At 62.8% G+C, this 16,596-nt stretch carries 11 protein-coding genes; 5 read left to right on the plus strand and 6 right to left on the minus strand.

The features are described 5' to 3' along the window. Positions 1–186: 186 nt before the first annotated feature. Together KGA96_RS10420 and KGA96_RS10425 are read left to right on the plus strand one after the other, a co-directional pair. A complete protein-coding gene (locus KGA96_RS10420) occupies positions 187–1,296 on the plus strand; it encodes a DUF3182 family protein (protein ID WP_223512703.1) in 1,110 nt (369 codons plus the stop codon). Next, positions 1,286–2,044: an alpha/beta hydrolase family protein gene (locus tag KGA96_RS10425; RefSeq protein ID WP_046041624.1), complete on the plus strand. Its 759-nt coding sequence runs from the start codon at positions 1,286–1,288 to the stop codon at positions 2,042–2,044. Before KGA96_RS10420 ends, KGA96_RS10425 begins: the two co-directional genes overlap by 11 nt. Before the next feature lie 46 nt (positions 2,045–2,090). Here KGA96_RS10425 and KGA96_RS10430 read toward each other — a convergent pair whose 3' ends face one another. The 4 genes from KGA96_RS10430 to KGA96_RS10445 form a co-directional block, all read right to left on the minus strand. Continuing rightward, on the minus strand, positions 2,091–3,077 hold the full coding sequence (locus KGA96_RS10430) for a lysylphosphatidylglycerol synthase domain-containing protein (RefSeq protein ID WP_046041625.1): 987 nt from the start codon (positions 3,075–3,077) through the stop codon (positions 2,091–2,093). Next, entirely contained in the window at positions 3,064–4,356 is a 1,293-nt protein-coding gene (gene clsB / locus KGA96_RS10435) for a cardiolipin synthase ClsB (RefSeq protein WP_223512706.1), read from the minus strand. The genes KGA96_RS10430 and clsB overlap by 14 nt, the downstream gene beginning before the upstream one ends. Further along, complete coding sequence (locus KGA96_RS10440) at positions 4,353–5,117, minus strand: endonuclease/exonuclease/phosphatase family protein (RefSeq protein WP_223512820.1); 765 nt, start codon at positions 5,115–5,117, stop codon at positions 4,353–4,355. The genes clsB and KGA96_RS10440 overlap by 4 nt, the downstream gene beginning before the upstream one ends. Before the next feature lie 190 nt (positions 5,118–5,307). Beyond that, positions 5,308–6,519: an MFS transporter gene (locus KGA96_RS10445; RefSeq protein ID WP_046041627.1), complete on the minus strand. Its 1,212-nt coding sequence runs from the start codon at positions 6,517–6,519 to the stop codon at positions 5,308–5,310. Between the two features lie 353 nt (positions 6,520–6,872). Between KGA96_RS10445 and KGA96_RS10450 the strand changes: the two genes are divergently transcribed. Next, positions 6,873–9,002 carry a mechanosensitive ion channel family protein gene (locus KGA96_RS10450; RefSeq protein ID WP_223512708.1) on the plus strand — a complete coding sequence of 710 codons (2,130 nt, stop codon included), beginning with the start codon at positions 6,873–6,875 and terminating at the stop codon, positions 9,000–9,002. Between the two features lie 61 nt (positions 9,003–9,063). Here KGA96_RS10450 and KGA96_RS10455 read toward each other — a convergent pair whose 3' ends face one another. Continuing rightward, a complete protein-coding gene (locus KGA96_RS10455) occupies positions 9,064–13,371 on the minus strand; it encodes a DNA glycosylase AlkZ-like family protein (RefSeq protein ID WP_223512710.1) in 4,308 nt (1,435 codons plus the stop codon). Positions 13,372–13,726: 355 nt separating this feature from the next. Here KGA96_RS10455 and KGA96_RS10460 point away from each other — a divergent pair, with 355 nt between their 5' ends. Both KGA96_RS10460 and KGA96_RS10465 read left to right on the plus strand, forming a co-directional pair. Next, complete coding sequence (locus KGA96_RS10460) at positions 13,727–14,611, plus strand: sugar nucleotide-binding protein (protein WP_046041630.1); 885 nt, start codon at positions 13,727–13,729, stop codon at positions 14,609–14,611. Continuing rightward, positions 14,604–15,533 (plus strand): NAD-dependent epimerase/dehydratase family protein, encoded by a 930-nt coding sequence (locus KGA96_RS10465; protein ID WP_046041631.1) that lies wholly within the window; start codon positions 14,604–14,606, stop codon positions 15,531–15,533. The genes KGA96_RS10460 and KGA96_RS10465 overlap by 8 nt, the downstream gene beginning before the upstream one ends. 288 nt (positions 15,534–15,821) lie before the next feature. On the opposite strand, the gene KGA96_RS10470 is transcribed toward KGA96_RS10465, so the two are convergent. Next, complete coding sequence (locus tag KGA96_RS10470) at positions 15,822–16,520, minus strand: OmpW/AlkL family protein (protein ID WP_046041632.1); 699 nt, start codon at positions 16,518–16,520, stop codon at positions 15,822–15,824. Positions 16,521–16,596: the final 76 nt, after the last annotated feature.

The following is a 16,596-nucleotide window of genomic DNA, read 5'->3' on the forward strand; positions in this document are numbered from 1 at the left end:
CTGTGCCAGTATTGAATCGTGCAAAATGCCGGAATATCAAAGGGCGTCGTGCAGAATAAAACAGGCCACATGCCATCACTTCCTGTGCAACGAGCTGATTTAAACCCCCTTTTCCCTCAACAGGCCTTGGCCTGATCTCTGCACCCCTTCATCTACATTCATCAAGCGTCGATTGAAGGGGGATGCATGACCCCAACAAACCGCAGGAAACTGGTGGTCGCCCATTCGGTGCTCGCCGACGCCCCACTGCACGAAGTTGAAACCAACCGTGCACTGGCCCGCTGGCTGGCGCAGATTTTGGGGCTCAAGTACGGCGGCAGCTATGACCCGCAGTTGCATGACGGGCGAGACCTCTACCTTTTGCCGACCCAGACCCTGGTGGGCGCGGCGGCTGCCCGGCAACTGGGGGTCAAAGGGCCGGAGGACTTGTGGGGCGGTTATGTCGACCACGACTTCATCTGCACCAAGGCCATCAGCCACGGGTTGCTCAACCACCACGCCCACGCGCCGCCAGGCTGGGCGCCGTTGTTTTCCGAGCGGGTGCGCAGCGTGGTGCTCGACGGTTTCAGCGTGTTCTCCCTGAAGGATGCGCGCCCGGCGGCGGAGCATCTGTTGTCCACCGGGCCGATCCGTCTGAAGCCGATTCATGCCTGCGCCGGGCGTGGTCAGGAAGTGATCAAAAGCCTCGACGAGTTCGATGAAGTGCTGGCCAGGCCAGAGGCTGAGGCCACGTTCTGCGAAGGCGTGGTGCTCGAACAGGATCTGAACCAGGTGATCACCCACAGCGTCGGCCAGAGTTTTATCAGCGGCAAGGTACTCAGTTACTGCGGTGATCAATACTTGACCGAGGACGCTCAGGGTGAGCAGGTGTATGGCGGGTCCAACCTGTTGGTGGTGCCGGGTGACTATGACCAATTGCTGAAGCTGGATCTGCCGGAAGACGTGCAACTGGCGATCCGTCAGGCACAGGTGTTCGACAATGCGGCGGACGAAGCCTATCCCGGCTTTTATGCCTCGCGGCGCAATTACGACATCGCCCAAGGCCTGGACAGCAACGGCCAGCCACGTAGCGGTGTGCTCGAACAGTCCTGGCGCATGGGCGGAGCCAGCAGTGCTGAGGTGGCGGCCTTGCAGAGTTTCATCAACGATCCGGGGATGCGCGCGATTCGTGTGTCTTCGGTGGAAACCTACATCGATCAGCCGCTGCCGGCGGACGCCATCGAGGTGTACCGCGGGCCGGCCCAGACCAGTGACTTTCTCCTCAAGTACGTGACGGTTAAATCCTATGACGGCTAGAAGCGAATCCATTCAGATCGACATCGACGACGAACAGATGAGCGGGACCTTCCTGAGCCCCAAATCGAAAGTCCCCGGCGTGCTCTTCGTGCACGGTTGGGGCGGCAGCCAGGAGCGGGACCTGGAACGCGCAAAAGGTATCGCCGGGCTGGGTTGTGTATGCCTGACCTTCGACCTGCGCGGGCACACCGGTGGTACCGGTATCCCATTGACCCGGGTAACCCGGGAAGACAATTTGCGTGACCTGCTGGCGGCCTATGACCGCTTGCTCGCGCATCCGGCCCTCGATACCTCGGCAATTGCCGTAGTCGGCACCAGTTACGGGGGGTATCTGGCCTCGATCCTGACCTCGCTCAGGCCGGTGCGTTGGCTGGCGCTGCGAGTGCCGGCGCTGTATCGCGACGAGCAATGGCACGCGCCGAAACGCGACCTGGACAAGCTGGATCTGCGTGATTACCGAAGCACCCTGGTGCGTGCCGACAGCAACCGGGCGTTGCATGCCTGCTCGCAATTCACCGGGGATGTCCTGCTGGTGCAGTCCGAGACCGACGACTACGTGCCCCATTCGACGATCATGAGTTACCGCGCGGCGTGCCAGCAGACTCACTCGTTGACCCATCGCATCATCGATGGCGCCGACCATGCGCTGAGCGATCCGGTTTCGCAGCAGGCCTACACCTCGATCCTCGTCGGGTGGATTACCGAGATGGTGGTGGGGGAGCGGTTGAGCATTATTCAATCATCCTGAGATTTGCGCTGGTCCTGCTCGCGATGGCGTCCTCACAACCACCCCATCACTTCGGTTTTTTCTCGATCCGCAACGCCTTGGCCTTGGCCTCCACCAGCAAATACATCACCAGGGCAATCAACAGCGGCAGGATGAAATAAATCGCCCGATAGGCCAGCAGCCCCGCCACCAGACTGCCTCGCGAAACCTCGTGTTGCAGCAACGCCACGAACACAGCTTCCAGCACGCCGAGCCCGGCCGGGATGTGAGTGATGACTCCGGAGATGGCACTGATCAGCAACACACCCAGCACCAGTGGATAATCCAGTTTGCTCGGCAGCAAGGTGAAAATCACCGCCGCCATCAGCGACCAGTTCAGGGCACCGAGGGCCAGTTGCAGCACCGCCATGTGCAGCGAAGGCAGGTCAATCTCGATGCCTCGAATCGCCCACTCCCGACGCTTGGCAAACCGGCACGCCGCCAGGTACCCGGCGCTCAGCAGCAACAGTAAAACCCCCACGCCTTGCAGCGCGCTACTGCTGAGCTTCCAGCCCGGCGGCATGCGCACCAGCCCGCTGCTGAACACGGCACCGGCAATCACCATGTACCCAAACCAGTTGGTTGCCAGGCTCAGGCCGAGGATTTTCGCGATGTTGCTCTTGCTGACCCCGAGCCGCGAATACAGCCGGTAACGCATGGCAATGCCGCCGACCCAGGCGCTCAGGTTCAGGTTGAAGGCGTAGCTGATGATCCCCACCGGCAGGATCTGCTTCCAGGTCAGGTTCTGACGGATGTAGGTGCGGCCGATCAGGTCGAAGCAGGCGTACACCAGAAAACTCACCAGGGTCAGCCCCGACGCAATGATCAGCGTGCGCACCTTGAAATCCGCCAGGTTATCGAACACCTCGTTCCATTCGAGGCGCTGGGCAAGCATCGTGAACAGCACGATCAGCATCAGGAAAAACAGCATCGTCAGCGGTCGTTTCCAGCGGCTCCAGTGCGGCTTGCCAGGGCTTTTGGCGTGAGTTGTCGTGTGGGGTTCAGCGCGGTTCATGGTCAGCGCTCCCGGTCGGAACAGGGAAGGGTTTAAGGCGAGGTTTGTGCGCCGGCAACCAACCGGCCCACGCCGGGAAATGCCGCAGGAAGTGAAACACCAGAAAACCGATGGTCATGTGCCAGACACGCCCGCGTGGCGCGATGTCGTGAGACATGGCCTTGCAATGGTTGTCGCTGAGGTCTTCCAGGCGATCGAACAGAACTCGATTGAAGCAACGGTCGCGGATCAGCACGTTGGCTTCCAGATTCATCGACAGGCTCAAGGGGTCGAGGTTGCTCGAGCCTACGGTGCTCCAGTCTTCATCCACCAGCGCGACCTTGCCGTGCAGCGGGCGGTCGCAATATTCGTAGATCTTCACTCCGGACTTGAGCAAGTACTCGTAGGTCATGCGCGCCGCAAGCCTGGCCACCCGCATGTCTGGCTGGCCCTGCAGGATCAGCCGCACATCCACGCCACGGCGGGCCGCGTTGCGGATCTCGCGCAGCAAGCGGAAACCGGGAAAGAAGTAGGCGTTGGCGATCACCACCCGGCGCTGCGCCTGGCACAATACCTGGCGGTAAACCTCCTCGATGTCGGTCTGGTGCTCTCCGTTGTCGCGGTACACCAGCCGCACCTGGCCATCGTGATCACTGAAGGCCAGTTCCGAACGCCGCTGCCGACGGCGTTGCCACCAGTATTTGGCGTGCACCGGGCGACCGCATTGCAGCAGGGCAAAGTGATGGATATCGGCCACGGCCGGGCCTTGCACTTCTACGGAATAATCCTGTTTGGCCTCGGGGCCGAAGTCGGCCAGATGATCGGCGGAAAAGTTGATCCCGCCGACGAACGCGACGGTGCCATCGACCACCACAATCTTGCGGTGCAGACGCCGGAACCAGTTGGTGCGGATGCCCAGGCGTTTCGGCGCCGGGTCGAACATTTGCAGGTGCACGCCGGCGGCGGTCAGGGCGGTGAGGAACCCGGTACTCAGTTCGCCGCAGCCAAAGCCGTCGAGGCTGACGGTAGTGCGCACGCCACGTTGAGCGGCTTCGATCAGGATCTGTTGCAGCTCATTGCCGACCTTGTCCTCGAACAGAATGAAGGTTTCCAGCAGGATTTCACTTTGCGCCCGGCGCAGGGTTTCAAACACCCGGGGAAAATACGCCTCACCGTTTTCCAGCAACTCGACCCGATTGCTGCCTTGCCAGCCGTATTCGACATCGACCGCTGTCGGCTCGCGGGTCGGCGGAGCGGGGATGTGCTCCAGCGTGGTTTTTTCCATCGACTGGCTGCTCATAGCTCGATCTCCACCGACAGCGGGACGTGGTCGGAAAGGTGCGACCAGGGCCGGGAGGTCAGCACTCGCGGATGGCTGGCCTTGAGGTTGCGCACGTAGATGCGGTCCAGGCGCAATGCCGGCAAGCGAGCGGGGAAACTGCGCGCCGGTTTGCCATGGTGCGCGGCAAAGACTTCGCGCAGGCCGCAGGGCTTGAGCAATGCATCGGCGCGCTGGCGCCAATCGTTGAAGTCCCCGGCGACAACCACCGGGGCGTCTCCGGGCAGGGCGTTCAGGCGCTGGGCGAGCAGCTTCAGTTGCGCGGTGCGATGGGTTTCGCGCAGCCCCAGGTGCACGCAAATGGCGTGCACTTCCTGGCCGTCGCCGGGCAAGCGCAACACACAATGCAAGAGCCCGCGGTTCTCGTGGCCGCTGATGGAGACGTCGAGGTTGTCGTGGCGGATGATCTGGAACTTCGACAACAGTGCATTACCGTGATCGCCCGCCGGGTACACCGCATTGCGGCCATAGGCGAACTGCGGCCACAGGCTGTCGGCGAGGAACTCGTATTGCGGCATCGCCGGCCAGTTGGTGTAGCGCCTGGGATGCTGCTCGTGGGTACCGTGGACTTCCTGCAAAAACACCACATCGGCAGACACACTGCGCACCGCTTCACGCAGTTCCGGCAGGATGAAACGCCGGTTGAGCGCGGTGAAACCTTTATGGGTGTTGACCGTCAGCACCGTGAAACGACAAGTGACGGACGAACCTTTTACCCGCATGTCGGTTGCGTTTGAGTGTGCGGGAATATCGGAGTGATTCGCTGCCATGTCGCCTCCCGCCTGACGGCTCCTGTCATTGGATGACTCTGGGGCGACGGCGAAAGTTTCGATGGGGCTACGGACGGTACACAGTTAACACATCACAACAGACTCAATGTGGGAGCGAGTCTGCTCGCTCCCACAGGGTTTATCAGTGGCCCGTGATAATGCGGGTAGAGCCCTCAGCCGGTTCGGCATACACCGGGCCGAGGCGATCAAGGCGTCCACTCCACGCGGTCAACGCCAGCGCCACCAACACCACCAGACCACCGATCCACGCGGTGTGAATCAAGCCCATGTGGGCCACGATCAAGCCACCGCCCCAGGCGCCACCGGCAATGCCGAGGTTGAACGCTGCGATGTTCAGGCCGGACGCCACGTCCACCGCCTGCGGGGTGTGATGCTCGGCCTGACGCACCACATACACCTGCAACCCCGGCACGTTGCCGAACGCCACAGCGCCCCAGACCAGCACGGTGGCCAGCGCGAGCCACGGATTGCCGGCGGTGAAGGTCAGCATGAACAACACGGCGGCGAGCAGGGCAAAGATGATTTTCAGGGCGCTGATCGGGCCGCGCTTGTCCGCCAGTTTGCCACCCCAGATGTTGCCGACCGCCACGGAGATGCCGTAGACCAGCAACACCAGGCTGACGGTGCTGGCGCTGAAGCCGGAGAGGTCCTGAAGAATCGGCGCGAGGAAGGTAAAGGCAATGAACGAGCCGCCGTAGCCGACGGCCGTCATGGCATACACCAGCAGCAGGCGCGGTTGCTTGAGTACCTGCAATTGCTGCAACAGCGATGCGGGTTTGCTGTGGGCGATATTTTTCGGCACGTAGATCAGGCTGCCGATGAAGGCGATCACGCCCAATGCGGAAACGGCGAGGAAGGTTTCACGCCAGCCGAAATGCTGGCCGATGAATGTCCCCAGCGGCACGCCGGTGACCAGCGCAACGGTCAGGCCGGTGAACATGATGGCAATCGCGCTGGCGGCTTTTTCCTTCGGCACTAGACTGGTGGCGATAGTCGAGCCGATCGAGAAAAACACCCCGTGGGCCAGGCCGGTGACGATCCGTGCGAGGATCAACGACTCGTAGCTCGGTGCTTGCCACGCCAGCAAATTGCCGAGGGTGAACAGCACCATCAGCGACAGCAGCAGCAATTTGCGCGGAACCTTGCCGGTGAGGGCGGTCAGCACCGGGGCGCCGACGGCAACGCCAAGGGCATACAGGCTGACCAGCAGGCCGGCGGACGGCAGGCTGACGCCGAGGTCGGCGCCGATGGTGGGTAACAGGCCAACGATGACGAACTCGGTCGTCCCGATGGCAAAGGCGCTGAGGGTCAGCGCGAGCAAGGCAATGGGCATGGCTGCAACTCCGGAGGTTGATTCGATGGAGCGCAGTGTCGGGATTTGGCTCGTTCAGAAAAATACAGGGATGGACATTTGATATTTGCGTGCAGATCAAATATCGCGAGGAGGGATGCATACTTGTGGCGAGGGGGCTTGCCCCCGTTCGGCTGCGAAGCAGTCGTAAACCCATTGCATGCGGTGCATCAGATGAATTCGAACGGTAGGTTTTGGGGGCGCTTCGCACCCCAACGGGGGCAAGCCCCCTCGCCACATAAGGCGTCACTGTCCTGCTATCCGCTGGAAATACCCGAACTTGCCCGGCATTTCTCAATCAGTTCCTTACCGACACAGCCAAAGGAGCGGGTGTTTTGATCAGGCTCAAGACCGCGATACTGCTGGGAGCGTTGCTGTTTGTGGGCAGCGAGCAACTGGAAGCCGCCGCGATACCGGGGCTGCCGGCCACCGCGACCGCCGCGACGCCGCCGGCCCACCCCGAACCGCTGGTGCAAGGCGGATTACTGGGGGCCATCAGTTCAAGCATCGACGAGGTCCAGACCAAACTCGATCTCAACGAAAACCTCGTCGACGTCTGGCGCCTGCGTGCCGACCGCGCGGCCGATGAAGTGGATCAGTTGGTCAATCAGCCTTCGGCCCGTTCGCCCTGGAGCGTCGCCGGCGATTTCCTGCTGCTGACCTGCGTGTGGGCGGCCGTGTTTGCCTGTCTTTGGCTGCTTGGGCGGATGGCCGCCAGGCGTCTGTGCGAGCATCGTCTGCTGCTCAGTCGTGAACGGGGCCAGGCGTTGCTCGGCTACGTGTTGCCCTACACCCTTCCGGCGGTGGTCAGCCTGCCCTTGACGATTTATGCCAGTCAGTTTTTGCCGATATCGGCGGGAAGGGCGCTGGCGCTGTGTCTGGCTTATGCCACTAGCGCGGGGATATTTTCCGCGTCATTGGTGCTGTCGCTGGTGGTGGTGTTCAATGCCGGGCACAAGCGGCGGGCGGTGCAGATCATCCGCGAGAACAGTCCCCGACCCTTGTTCGTTATCGGCTTTCTGGTGGCATTGAGCGACGCTCTGACCAGCCCGCAGATCGCCCATCAACTGGGCAACAATCTCACCAGCAGCATCGCCGTGTTCACCGGGTTGGCAGCGTCGATATCCTTCGGCTTGCTGGTGATCCGCATGCGCCGCCCGGTCGCTCATGTGATCCGTATCTTGCCGCTGGCCCAGCGCCTCAAGCAGCCGGCGTTGCGTGAAACCCTGCGGATATTTTCCGGGCTCTGGTATTGGCCGATTCTGTTGATGGTACTGGTTTCGATCATCAACCTGATCGGTGCCGGGGCGGACAACCAGAGAGTGCTGCGCAGCGCCTTGTTCACCACGGTGTTGCTGATTGCCACGGTGTTTCTCAGCACCACGCTACATCATCTGTTCAAGGCGCGCAGCGAGGCGGACCTGCGCCGCAGCAGCGCCTACAAGGAGCGCTTTCTCAATCTGTCCCACGCCTTGCTACGCATCGGCATGGCCATCGTGTTCATCGATATCCTCGGGCGGATCTGGGGCGTGTCGCTGTTCGAATTCGCAGTGACCAACGCCGTGGGCCGGGCGATCAGTGATTCCCTGAGCCACATCGGTTTGATTCTGCTGGTGACCTGGATGGTGTGGGTGGTGCTCGACACGGCGATTCAGGAAGCCCTGAAACCACCGACCAACAAGCGCTCGGCGCACCAGCCGAGTACGCGGGTGAAAACCATCCTGCCGCTGTTGCGCAACGCGATCAAAATCATCCTGGTGGTGATTTGCGCGATCACCACCATGGCCAACCTGGGGATCAACGTCGCACCGTTCCTGGCCGGTGCCGGGGTCATCGGCCTGGCGATCGGTTTCGGTTCCCAGCAACTGGTGCAGGACGTGATCACCGGGCTGTTCATCATCATCGAAGACACCTTGTCCATCGGTGACTGGGTGGTGCTCGATTCCGGTCACGCAGGCACCGTCGAAGGCCTGACCATCCGTACCTTGCGCCTGCGCGACGGCAAGGGCTTCGTGCACTCGGTGCCGTTCGGGCAGATCAAGGCCGTGACCAACCAATCGCGGCAATTCGCCTATGCGTTTTTCTCGGTTCAATTCACCTACGACACCGATGTCGACAAGGCAATCGAATTGATCCGCGAGGCCGGGCATTCCATCAGCAACGACCCGTTCCTGCGCTACAACCTGCAAGGACCGCTGGATGTGTTTGGCGTCGACAAGATGGACCTCAACGGAGTGGTGCTGACCGCGCAATTCCGCACGGTGTCCGGTGGTCAATACGCGGTGAGCCGGGCTTTCAACCAGCGTTTGAAAAAGCTTGTGGATAACTGCCCGTGGGTGAACTTCGCGCAGACTTATCCACAGCAGGCGCTGGTGCCGAGGCATCCGGTCGAGCCGCCAGCCGAGGCAGGGCATGAGCCGGATCATTCGGCGGTGCTGATGCCGGATCGGCCGCGGTCTCAATAGTTTTTTTGGCCGTGCTGGCGCCTTCGCGAGCCTGCTCGCGAAGGCGCCAGACCAGACACCGTCAATGCCGGATCAATTTGCCGCGCACCTCGGCACTGACTTGCTGATCCAGCTCCCCCCAGAACTGCTGCTTGCCAGCAATCTCGGCAGCAACCGGCAAGCCGTCGCGATAGACCAGCCGATTGCTCGCCAGCGCCGGAACTTTCGCGCCGGGCAATAGCGTGCCGGCGAGGTTCAGCGGATCGACCCCGCACACTGCGACCAGGCTGCCGTCATGGGGCCGACGCCGCACCTCCCGCAACAAGGGAATCGCCTCGGGCAGGGCGAATTGCTCGCCCGCCAGGCCGCTGACAAACCGCCCGCCGCGAATCTCGCCGCGTGCCTCCAGGCGATGGAAAGTGCGCAGCAGTTCGCGCCAGCTCGGCAGCCAGTCCGCCTCACGTTCCAGCAAGCGCCAGAACACCACGCCGTAACGGCGCAGCAAGGTCATGGCGATGTGTTCAAGGGTTTCGGCAGGCGTCCGCTGGTTTTGCACCACCGGCGCGGCAGGCGCGCGTCGCAACAGGGTCCAGCGCCCGGCGTCGTCCATGCCACCGATGAATGCCCCGCGTCCACGCCGACTGTTGCGAGGCTGGCGCTTGCTGGCCGGGGTGATCAGTGCGCGCAATCCGGCGAAGCTGTCGGCATTCACCAGCCCGGCGCCCACCAGTTCCTGCAGGGCGATTTCCAGCTCTGAACGCAGCAGGTGGGCCTCATGGATCAGCTCGTCGAAAAACAGCGCGCCATGCTGGCTGAGGGCGGCGTGGACCTTTTGCGTTTTCGGCGACAGTTCGCTGACCGGCGTCTGTTCGGTCAAGCCGCTCCAGAGGCCGACCCGGTTGCGCGGCAGCAACACAATCGGCGTGCTGCGCAGCGCGGTGCTGGCGCTTTTGTTGTGTGCAGTCAGGCGCGTCCACACCAGTCTGCCACTGCGGCACAACTCATCCAGCCAGGTCGCCGAGTAGTCCTTGATCCGTGCAGGCAGGATGTCGCTGTCCCAGGCTGACGCGGCGGCAGGGTAGCCTTCGAATTGCGCGACGACGACAGTCAGTACCGCCGCACCCTGACCCTGGCTTGCGCTCGACACATGCTGCCAGTCGAACAGGAATCGCATGAAATCCTGCAACGCCACCGGTTCGATTTCCCGGCGCAGGCGCTTGACCGTATAGCGGTGAATCCGCGCCAGCAAATGCCGCTCGCACCATTCTTCCTGGGCGGTGCCCGGGGTGAAGCGACCGCGCAGCACGTAGCCTTCGCGTTCCAGTTGCGCCAGGGCCTGGTTGACCTGCGCAGCGGGCAAGCCGAGTGGTTCGGCAATGCGATCGAGGGCCAGCGGCCCGAAGGCGCTGAGCCGCGCGCGGATCAGTTCGAGGATGGCGTCGTCGGGTTCCCAGACCTCGTCGAAGTCCGGCAGCGCTTGTAGCGGTGGCGTCAATTCGGTCTGTGGATAAATCGCCCGCAGGCAGGTCAGGCGTTCCAGTGCCAGCCACAGCGATTGTCTGGCGTTGATCTGCAAACGGCTCGCGCGTCCGCTGTCGGCCAGGGTCGTGAGCCAGTCGAGCCACTGCGGATTGGCTCCGGCTTCGGCGTCGGTGATGCACGCCAGGCTCATCAAGGCCTCGTGCATTTCATCGACAGCGGAGGGCGTCGGCCAGGCCTCGTCGCGCACGGCGGCAATCGCCTCTGCGTCCAGGGCACCGAGATCGTCGGTGGATTGCGGGTCGCTCCAGCGGCGGTTGAGCACCGCTTGAGTGCGGCGTTCCTCCAGCGGTGCATCGTCGAGAAAGGTATAGGGCCGGGCACTGAGAATCTCCGCCGCCAGCGGCGAAGGCGCCGGCAAGTCGCGGCTGATCAGGCAAATGTCGCCGCGTTCCATGCGCCGCAACAAGGCCAGCCAGCCTTCGCTGTCCATGGCGTCGTGCAGGCAATCGTCGAGGGTCTGTTCCACCAGCGGATGGTCGGGAATCTCCCGTTCGCCGGCGAGGTTTTCCACGCAGGCGATCTGATCGGGAAACACGCTGGCGATCAGGTCTTCGCTTTTCATCCGCTGGATCTGCGTAGGCACTTTGCGCCCGCCGCTGTAGCGCGGCAGGGCCAGGGCTACACCGGCATTCCAGCGCCAGCGCACGCCGAACAGCGGCGCGTCGAGCACGGCTTGAATCAGGATGTGCTCGGCGCTGTTGCTGTGCAGGTAGCGCCAGACGTCGTCCAGTTCAAAACTGTGGCTGGTGGACAGCGACAGCACGATGGCGTCTTCGCTGGCAGCGGCCTGCAATTCGAAGTTGAAGGTGCGACAGAAACGCTTGCGCAGGGCCAGGCCCCAGGCGCGGTTGATGCGGCTGCCGAATGGCGTGTGAATGACCAGTTGGGTGCCGCCGGACTCGTCGAAAAAGCGTTCCATCAGCAGCGTGTCTTGGGATGGCAGGGCTCCCAGCGCTTGTCGCGCGCGGGCCAGATAGTCCACCAATTGTTCTGCGCTGGCGAGGTTCAGTCCCAGGGTCTCGGTCAGCCAGTCGAGCGCTGGTTGCAAGTTGCCTGGCGCAGTACCCAGCAGGTCGTCGAGTTGCGCCTGCAAGCGCGCCACCGCCGAGGACAACTCGGCGCTGCGCCCCGGCGCTTCACCGAGCCAGAACGGAATGGTCGGCGGCTGGCCCTGGGCATCCTCGACCCGGACTTTGCCGGTTTCCACCCGCAGGATCCGATAGGACGTATTGCCCAACTGGAAGACATCCCCAGCAATGCTTTCCACCGCAAAGTCTTCGTTGATGGTGCCGATGTTCAGCCCTTGAGGCTCCAGCAGCACGCTGTAGTCGGCGTTGTCAGGAATGGTCCCGCCACTGGTCACGGCCGTCAGTTTCGCGCCCCGGCGGCCGCGCAGGGTGCGGCTCACGGCATCGCGATGCAGGTAGGCGCTACGGATGCCCTGACGGCCGTTGTAACCCTCGGCGAGCATGTGCAGCAGCGCCTGATAGTGTTTGTCGTCGAGTGCGGCGTAGGGCGAGGCGCGGCGCAGCATCTCCAGCAGCGCTTGCTCCGACCACTCCTGACAACTGACCTCGGCGATGATCTGCTGCGCCAGCACGTCAAGCGGCGCTTGCGGGATCAGCAAGGTATCGAGTTCGCCCTGGCGTACGCAGTCGAGCAGCGCGGCGCATTCGATAAGGTCGTCACGGGTGGTGGCGAACAATCGGCCTTTGGGAGTGCCGCCGACCTGGTGCCCGGAGCGGCCGACCCGTTGCAGAAACCCGGCAATCGAACGCGGCGAGGCGATCTGGCACACCAGGTCGACGTCGCCGATGTCGATCCCCAGTTCCAGCGATGCCGTGGCGATCAGCACTTGCAGGTCGCCGCGCTTGAGTCGCTGCTCGGCATCGAGGCGAAATTCCTTGGCCAGGCTGCCGTGGTGGGCCGCCACGGCAGCCTTGCCCAGGCGCTCGCTCAGGTGCCGGCTCAAACGTTCGGCCAATCGCCGGGTGTTGACGAAAATCAACGTGGTCCGGTGCTCCCGGGCGAGGGCGGCGAGGCGGTCGTAGACCAGTTCCCAGACATCGTTGGCCATCACGGCCGACAGCGGCACGGGCGGCACTTCGATATCCAGGTCGCGGGGGCGGGCGTGGCCGATGTCGACGATCTCGCACGGACGGTCGCGACCGACCAGGAAGCGCGAAACGGCTTCGATGGGCTTTTGCGTGGCCGACAGACCGATGCGCAGCAGCGGCTCCGGGCAGAGTGCTTGCAGGCGTTCAAGGCTCAGTGCCAGGTGGCTGCCGCGTTTGCTGGCGGCCATGGCGTGGATCTCGTCGACGATCACCGTTCGTGCCGTGCCGAGCATCTGCCGGCCGGAATCGGAACCGAGCAGCACATACAGGGATTCCGGCGTGGTCACCAGAATGTGCGGCGCCGTTTTGCGCATCGCCGAACGGTCTTTTTGCGGTGTATCGCCGGTGCGCACGGCGGTGGTGATCAGCAATTGCGGCAGGCCCATCACGCGCAATTGCTCGGTAATGCCGGCCAGCGGGTTTTGCAGGTTGATCTGGATGTCGTTGGACAGCGCCTTGAGGGGCGAGACGTAGACCACCAGGGTGGCGTCGGGCAAGCCTTCGGGGCTTTCCAGGCCGCGGTGCACCAGGTCGTCGATGACGGCGAGAAAGGCGGTGAGGGTCTTGCCGGAACCGGTGGGCGCGGCGACCAGGGTCGAGCGGCGCTGGCGGATCAACGGCCACGCCCGGGCCTGGGCGGCGGTGACCGCCGGGAATGTGTGGCTGAACCAGGCGCTGACGGCAGGGTGGAAGCCGCTCAGGGCACTGTCTGCGGGGATGGGCAGGTTCATGCAGCAATTTATGCGGGTGGGGGGCTCAAGATGCAAGTACCACTGGTTGATCGGTAAACCTGTGGCGAGGGGGCTTGCCCCCGTTGGGTCGCGAAGCGGCCCCAAAATCCGCAAACGCGGTGTAACAGGCAAACCGCCTTCAACAATTTTGCGACTGCTGCGCAGCCGTACGGGGGCAAGCCCCCTCGCCACAGGGGCCAGTGGCAGCACTGCAAAACTCAGGCATCTACACTTTACGGGTGACGGTTGCGCACTAAACCCGCAAAATGCAACGATTCCGGCAATTATCAACGACATCGCCAGGGCGCGGTGTCGATAACGCCATTGTTTCAATCAGACTGGGCCTGCTGACTCTATGCGAATGCGCCTTATGTTACTGGGCGGCGGAAATGCCCTTGGGCAGGCGCTGATTCGCCTCGGTGCGGAGGAAGACATCGGTTTCCTCGCCCCCCGCCCGCCGCAAGACGGCTGGGATGCCGCGAGCCTGACACAATTGCTCGACGACACTCGTCCCGATGCATTGATCAACCTTGCCTACTACTTCGACTGGTTTCAGGCCGAGGCAGTGAGCGAATCGCGCCTGGCCGGCCAGGAGCGCGCGATCGAGCGTCTGGCGGAACTGTGCCAGCACCACAACATCGTCCTGCTGCAACCTTCCAGCTATCGCGTGTTCGACGGCTCCCGTGCCACGGCCTACAGCGAAAAAGACGAACCGGTGCCCCTGGGCCTGCGGGGTCAGGCCTTGTGGCGGATCGAGCAAAGCGTGCGCGCCACCTGCCCGCAACACGTGCTGCTGCGTTTCGGCTGGCTGCTGGACGACAGCCCGGACGGCGCCCTTGGCCGCTTCCTCGCCCGTGCCGAACAACCCGAAGAACTGCTGATGGCCGACGACCGGCGCGGCAATCCGACGCCGGTCGACGATGCTGCCCGCGTGATCATTTCAGTGCTCAAGCAACTCGATTGCGCCGCACCGCTGTGGGGCACCTACCACTACGCCGGGCATGAGGCGACCACGCCGCTGGCGCTGGGGCAGGCGATTCTGACCGAAGCCCGCAGCCTGCATCCGCTGGCCATCGAAGCCCCGACCGCCCAGGCCCACGCCGCGCGTCCGGATGCTGCCGAAGAGCCGCAACACGCGGTATTGGCCTGCAAGAAAATTCTGCACACCTTCGGGATCAAACCACGCGCCTGGCGTGCGGCGCTTCCCGGTCTACTGGACAGGTTCTATCGCCATGGCTGACGGCCCCGTTTTTATCACCGGTGGTGCCGGTTTCATTGGTTCACACCTGACTGACGCGCTGCTTGCCAAGGGCCATGCGGTGCGGATTCTCGATGACCTGTCCACCGGCAAGCGCAGCAATCTGCCGCTGGACAATCCCAGGGTCGAACTGATCGTTGGCGACGTGGCCGATGCGGCTTTGGTTGCCCAAGCGATGGCCGGTTGCAGCGCCGTGGCGCACCTCGCGGCCGTGGCTTCGGTGCAGGCCTCGGTGGACGATCCGGTGCGCACGCACCAGAGCAACTTCATCGGCACGCTGAACGTCTGCGAAGCCATGCGCCAGGCCGGGGTCAAACGCGTGCTGTTTGCCTCCAGCGCAGCGGTGTATGGCAACAATGGCGAAGGCGAGTCGATCGACGAAGAGACGCCCAAGGCGCCTCTGACGCCTTACGCGGTGGACAAACTGGCCAGCGAGCAATACTTCGACTTCTACCGCCGCCAGCATGCGCTGGAACCGGTGATTTTCCGCTTCTTCAACATTTTCGGTCCGCGCCAGGATCCGTCCTCGCCGTACTCCGGGGTGATCAGCATATTCAGCGAGCGTGCACTGAAGGGCTTGCCGATCACGGTGTTCGGCGACGGTGAGCAGACCCGGGATTTTGTCTACGTCGAAGATCTGGTCGACTTGCTGGTGCAGGCCATCGAGAAGCCCCGGGTCGAAGACGGTGCGGTCAACGTTGGCTGGAACCAGGCGACGACCCTCAAGCAAATGCTCGAAGCGCTCGAAGCCGTGGTCGGCAAGTTGCCACCGGTGAGCTACGGCCCGGCGCGCTCCGGTGACATTCGTCATTCCCGGGCGAATAACCGGCGTCTGTTGGAACGTTTCACTACCACGGAGCAGACACCAATGCGTGTCGGGCTGGCGCGGTTGCTGGGGCGCTGATGGTTTTACAAACCTGAATCGCGAACATGAAAAAGGCGCCCTTTGACAGGCGCCTTTTTCACGGCCGGAATTTACGTTACAGCTTGTGCAATTCCTGTGGCGAGGGAGCTTGTCGGAGCGCCGCATCGTCCCGCTCGACTGCGCAGCAGTCGTAAATCCAGTCAACGCGGTTTGTTTGAATCACCGCTTTTGCCGGTTTTAGGGTCGCTTCGCAACCCAGCGAGAGCAAGCTCCCTCGCCACAACAGCCAGGTTCACCACCACGTGAACATTCTTCCAGCGATGTCGCTTAGAACTTGTAGCCCAGGCCGACCATGTACACAAATGGATCGACGTCTACGTTGACCTTGGCGCGGGTGCCTGGTGCAATCGAGTTGTTCTCGACGGTGGCGCGGGTATCGATGTCGATGTAGCGCACCTGGGCGTTGAGCATGACATGTTCGGTCAGCATGTAGTCGGCACCGACCTGCCAGGCCAGACCCCAGGAGTTCTTCGCGTTGAAGTTGCTGAAGCCGGCGGACTTGGCTTCGCTGCTGAGGCTTTCGTCGTAGATCCAGGTGTAGTTGATGCCACCACCGACGTACGGCTGAAAGGCCGACTTCGAATCCAGCGGGTAGTACACCACGCTCAGGGTCGGCGGCAGGTGTTTCAGGGAGCCGAGTTTGCCATTGGCGGCAGGCAGGGCGGTGCCTTTGAGTTTCACGTCATGCTCGAACGGAGTGGCGGCGAGCAGTTCGATCCCCCAATTGTTGGTGAGCATATAGGCGAAGTTCAGGCCCAGCTGTGTGTCGCTGTCCATGGTCGCCTTGCCGCCCAGGTTGGTACCGGCCAGCGGACCTTGGTCGACCTTTACGCTGGAGCTGTCGGCTTTCGGGTTAACGGTGATGGCGCCCGCACGAAGGATGATGTCGCCGGCCTCGTAGGCGTGGGCGAGCGGGGCTGCGAGCGCGAGGGCAACCAGCGAAGCGCTGAGCATGGACTTGTTCATGGGGGGCTCCAGAGGACGTTAAAAATTTGCGATGTCCAATGGTAAGCCGGCTAACTATTCGGTCTTTTGATGCAGC

The organism is Pseudomonas sp. GL-R-26, assembly GCF_019947365.1.
Classification (GTDB): domain Bacteria; phylum Pseudomonadota; class Gammaproteobacteria; order Pseudomonadales; family Pseudomonadaceae; genus Aquipseudomonas.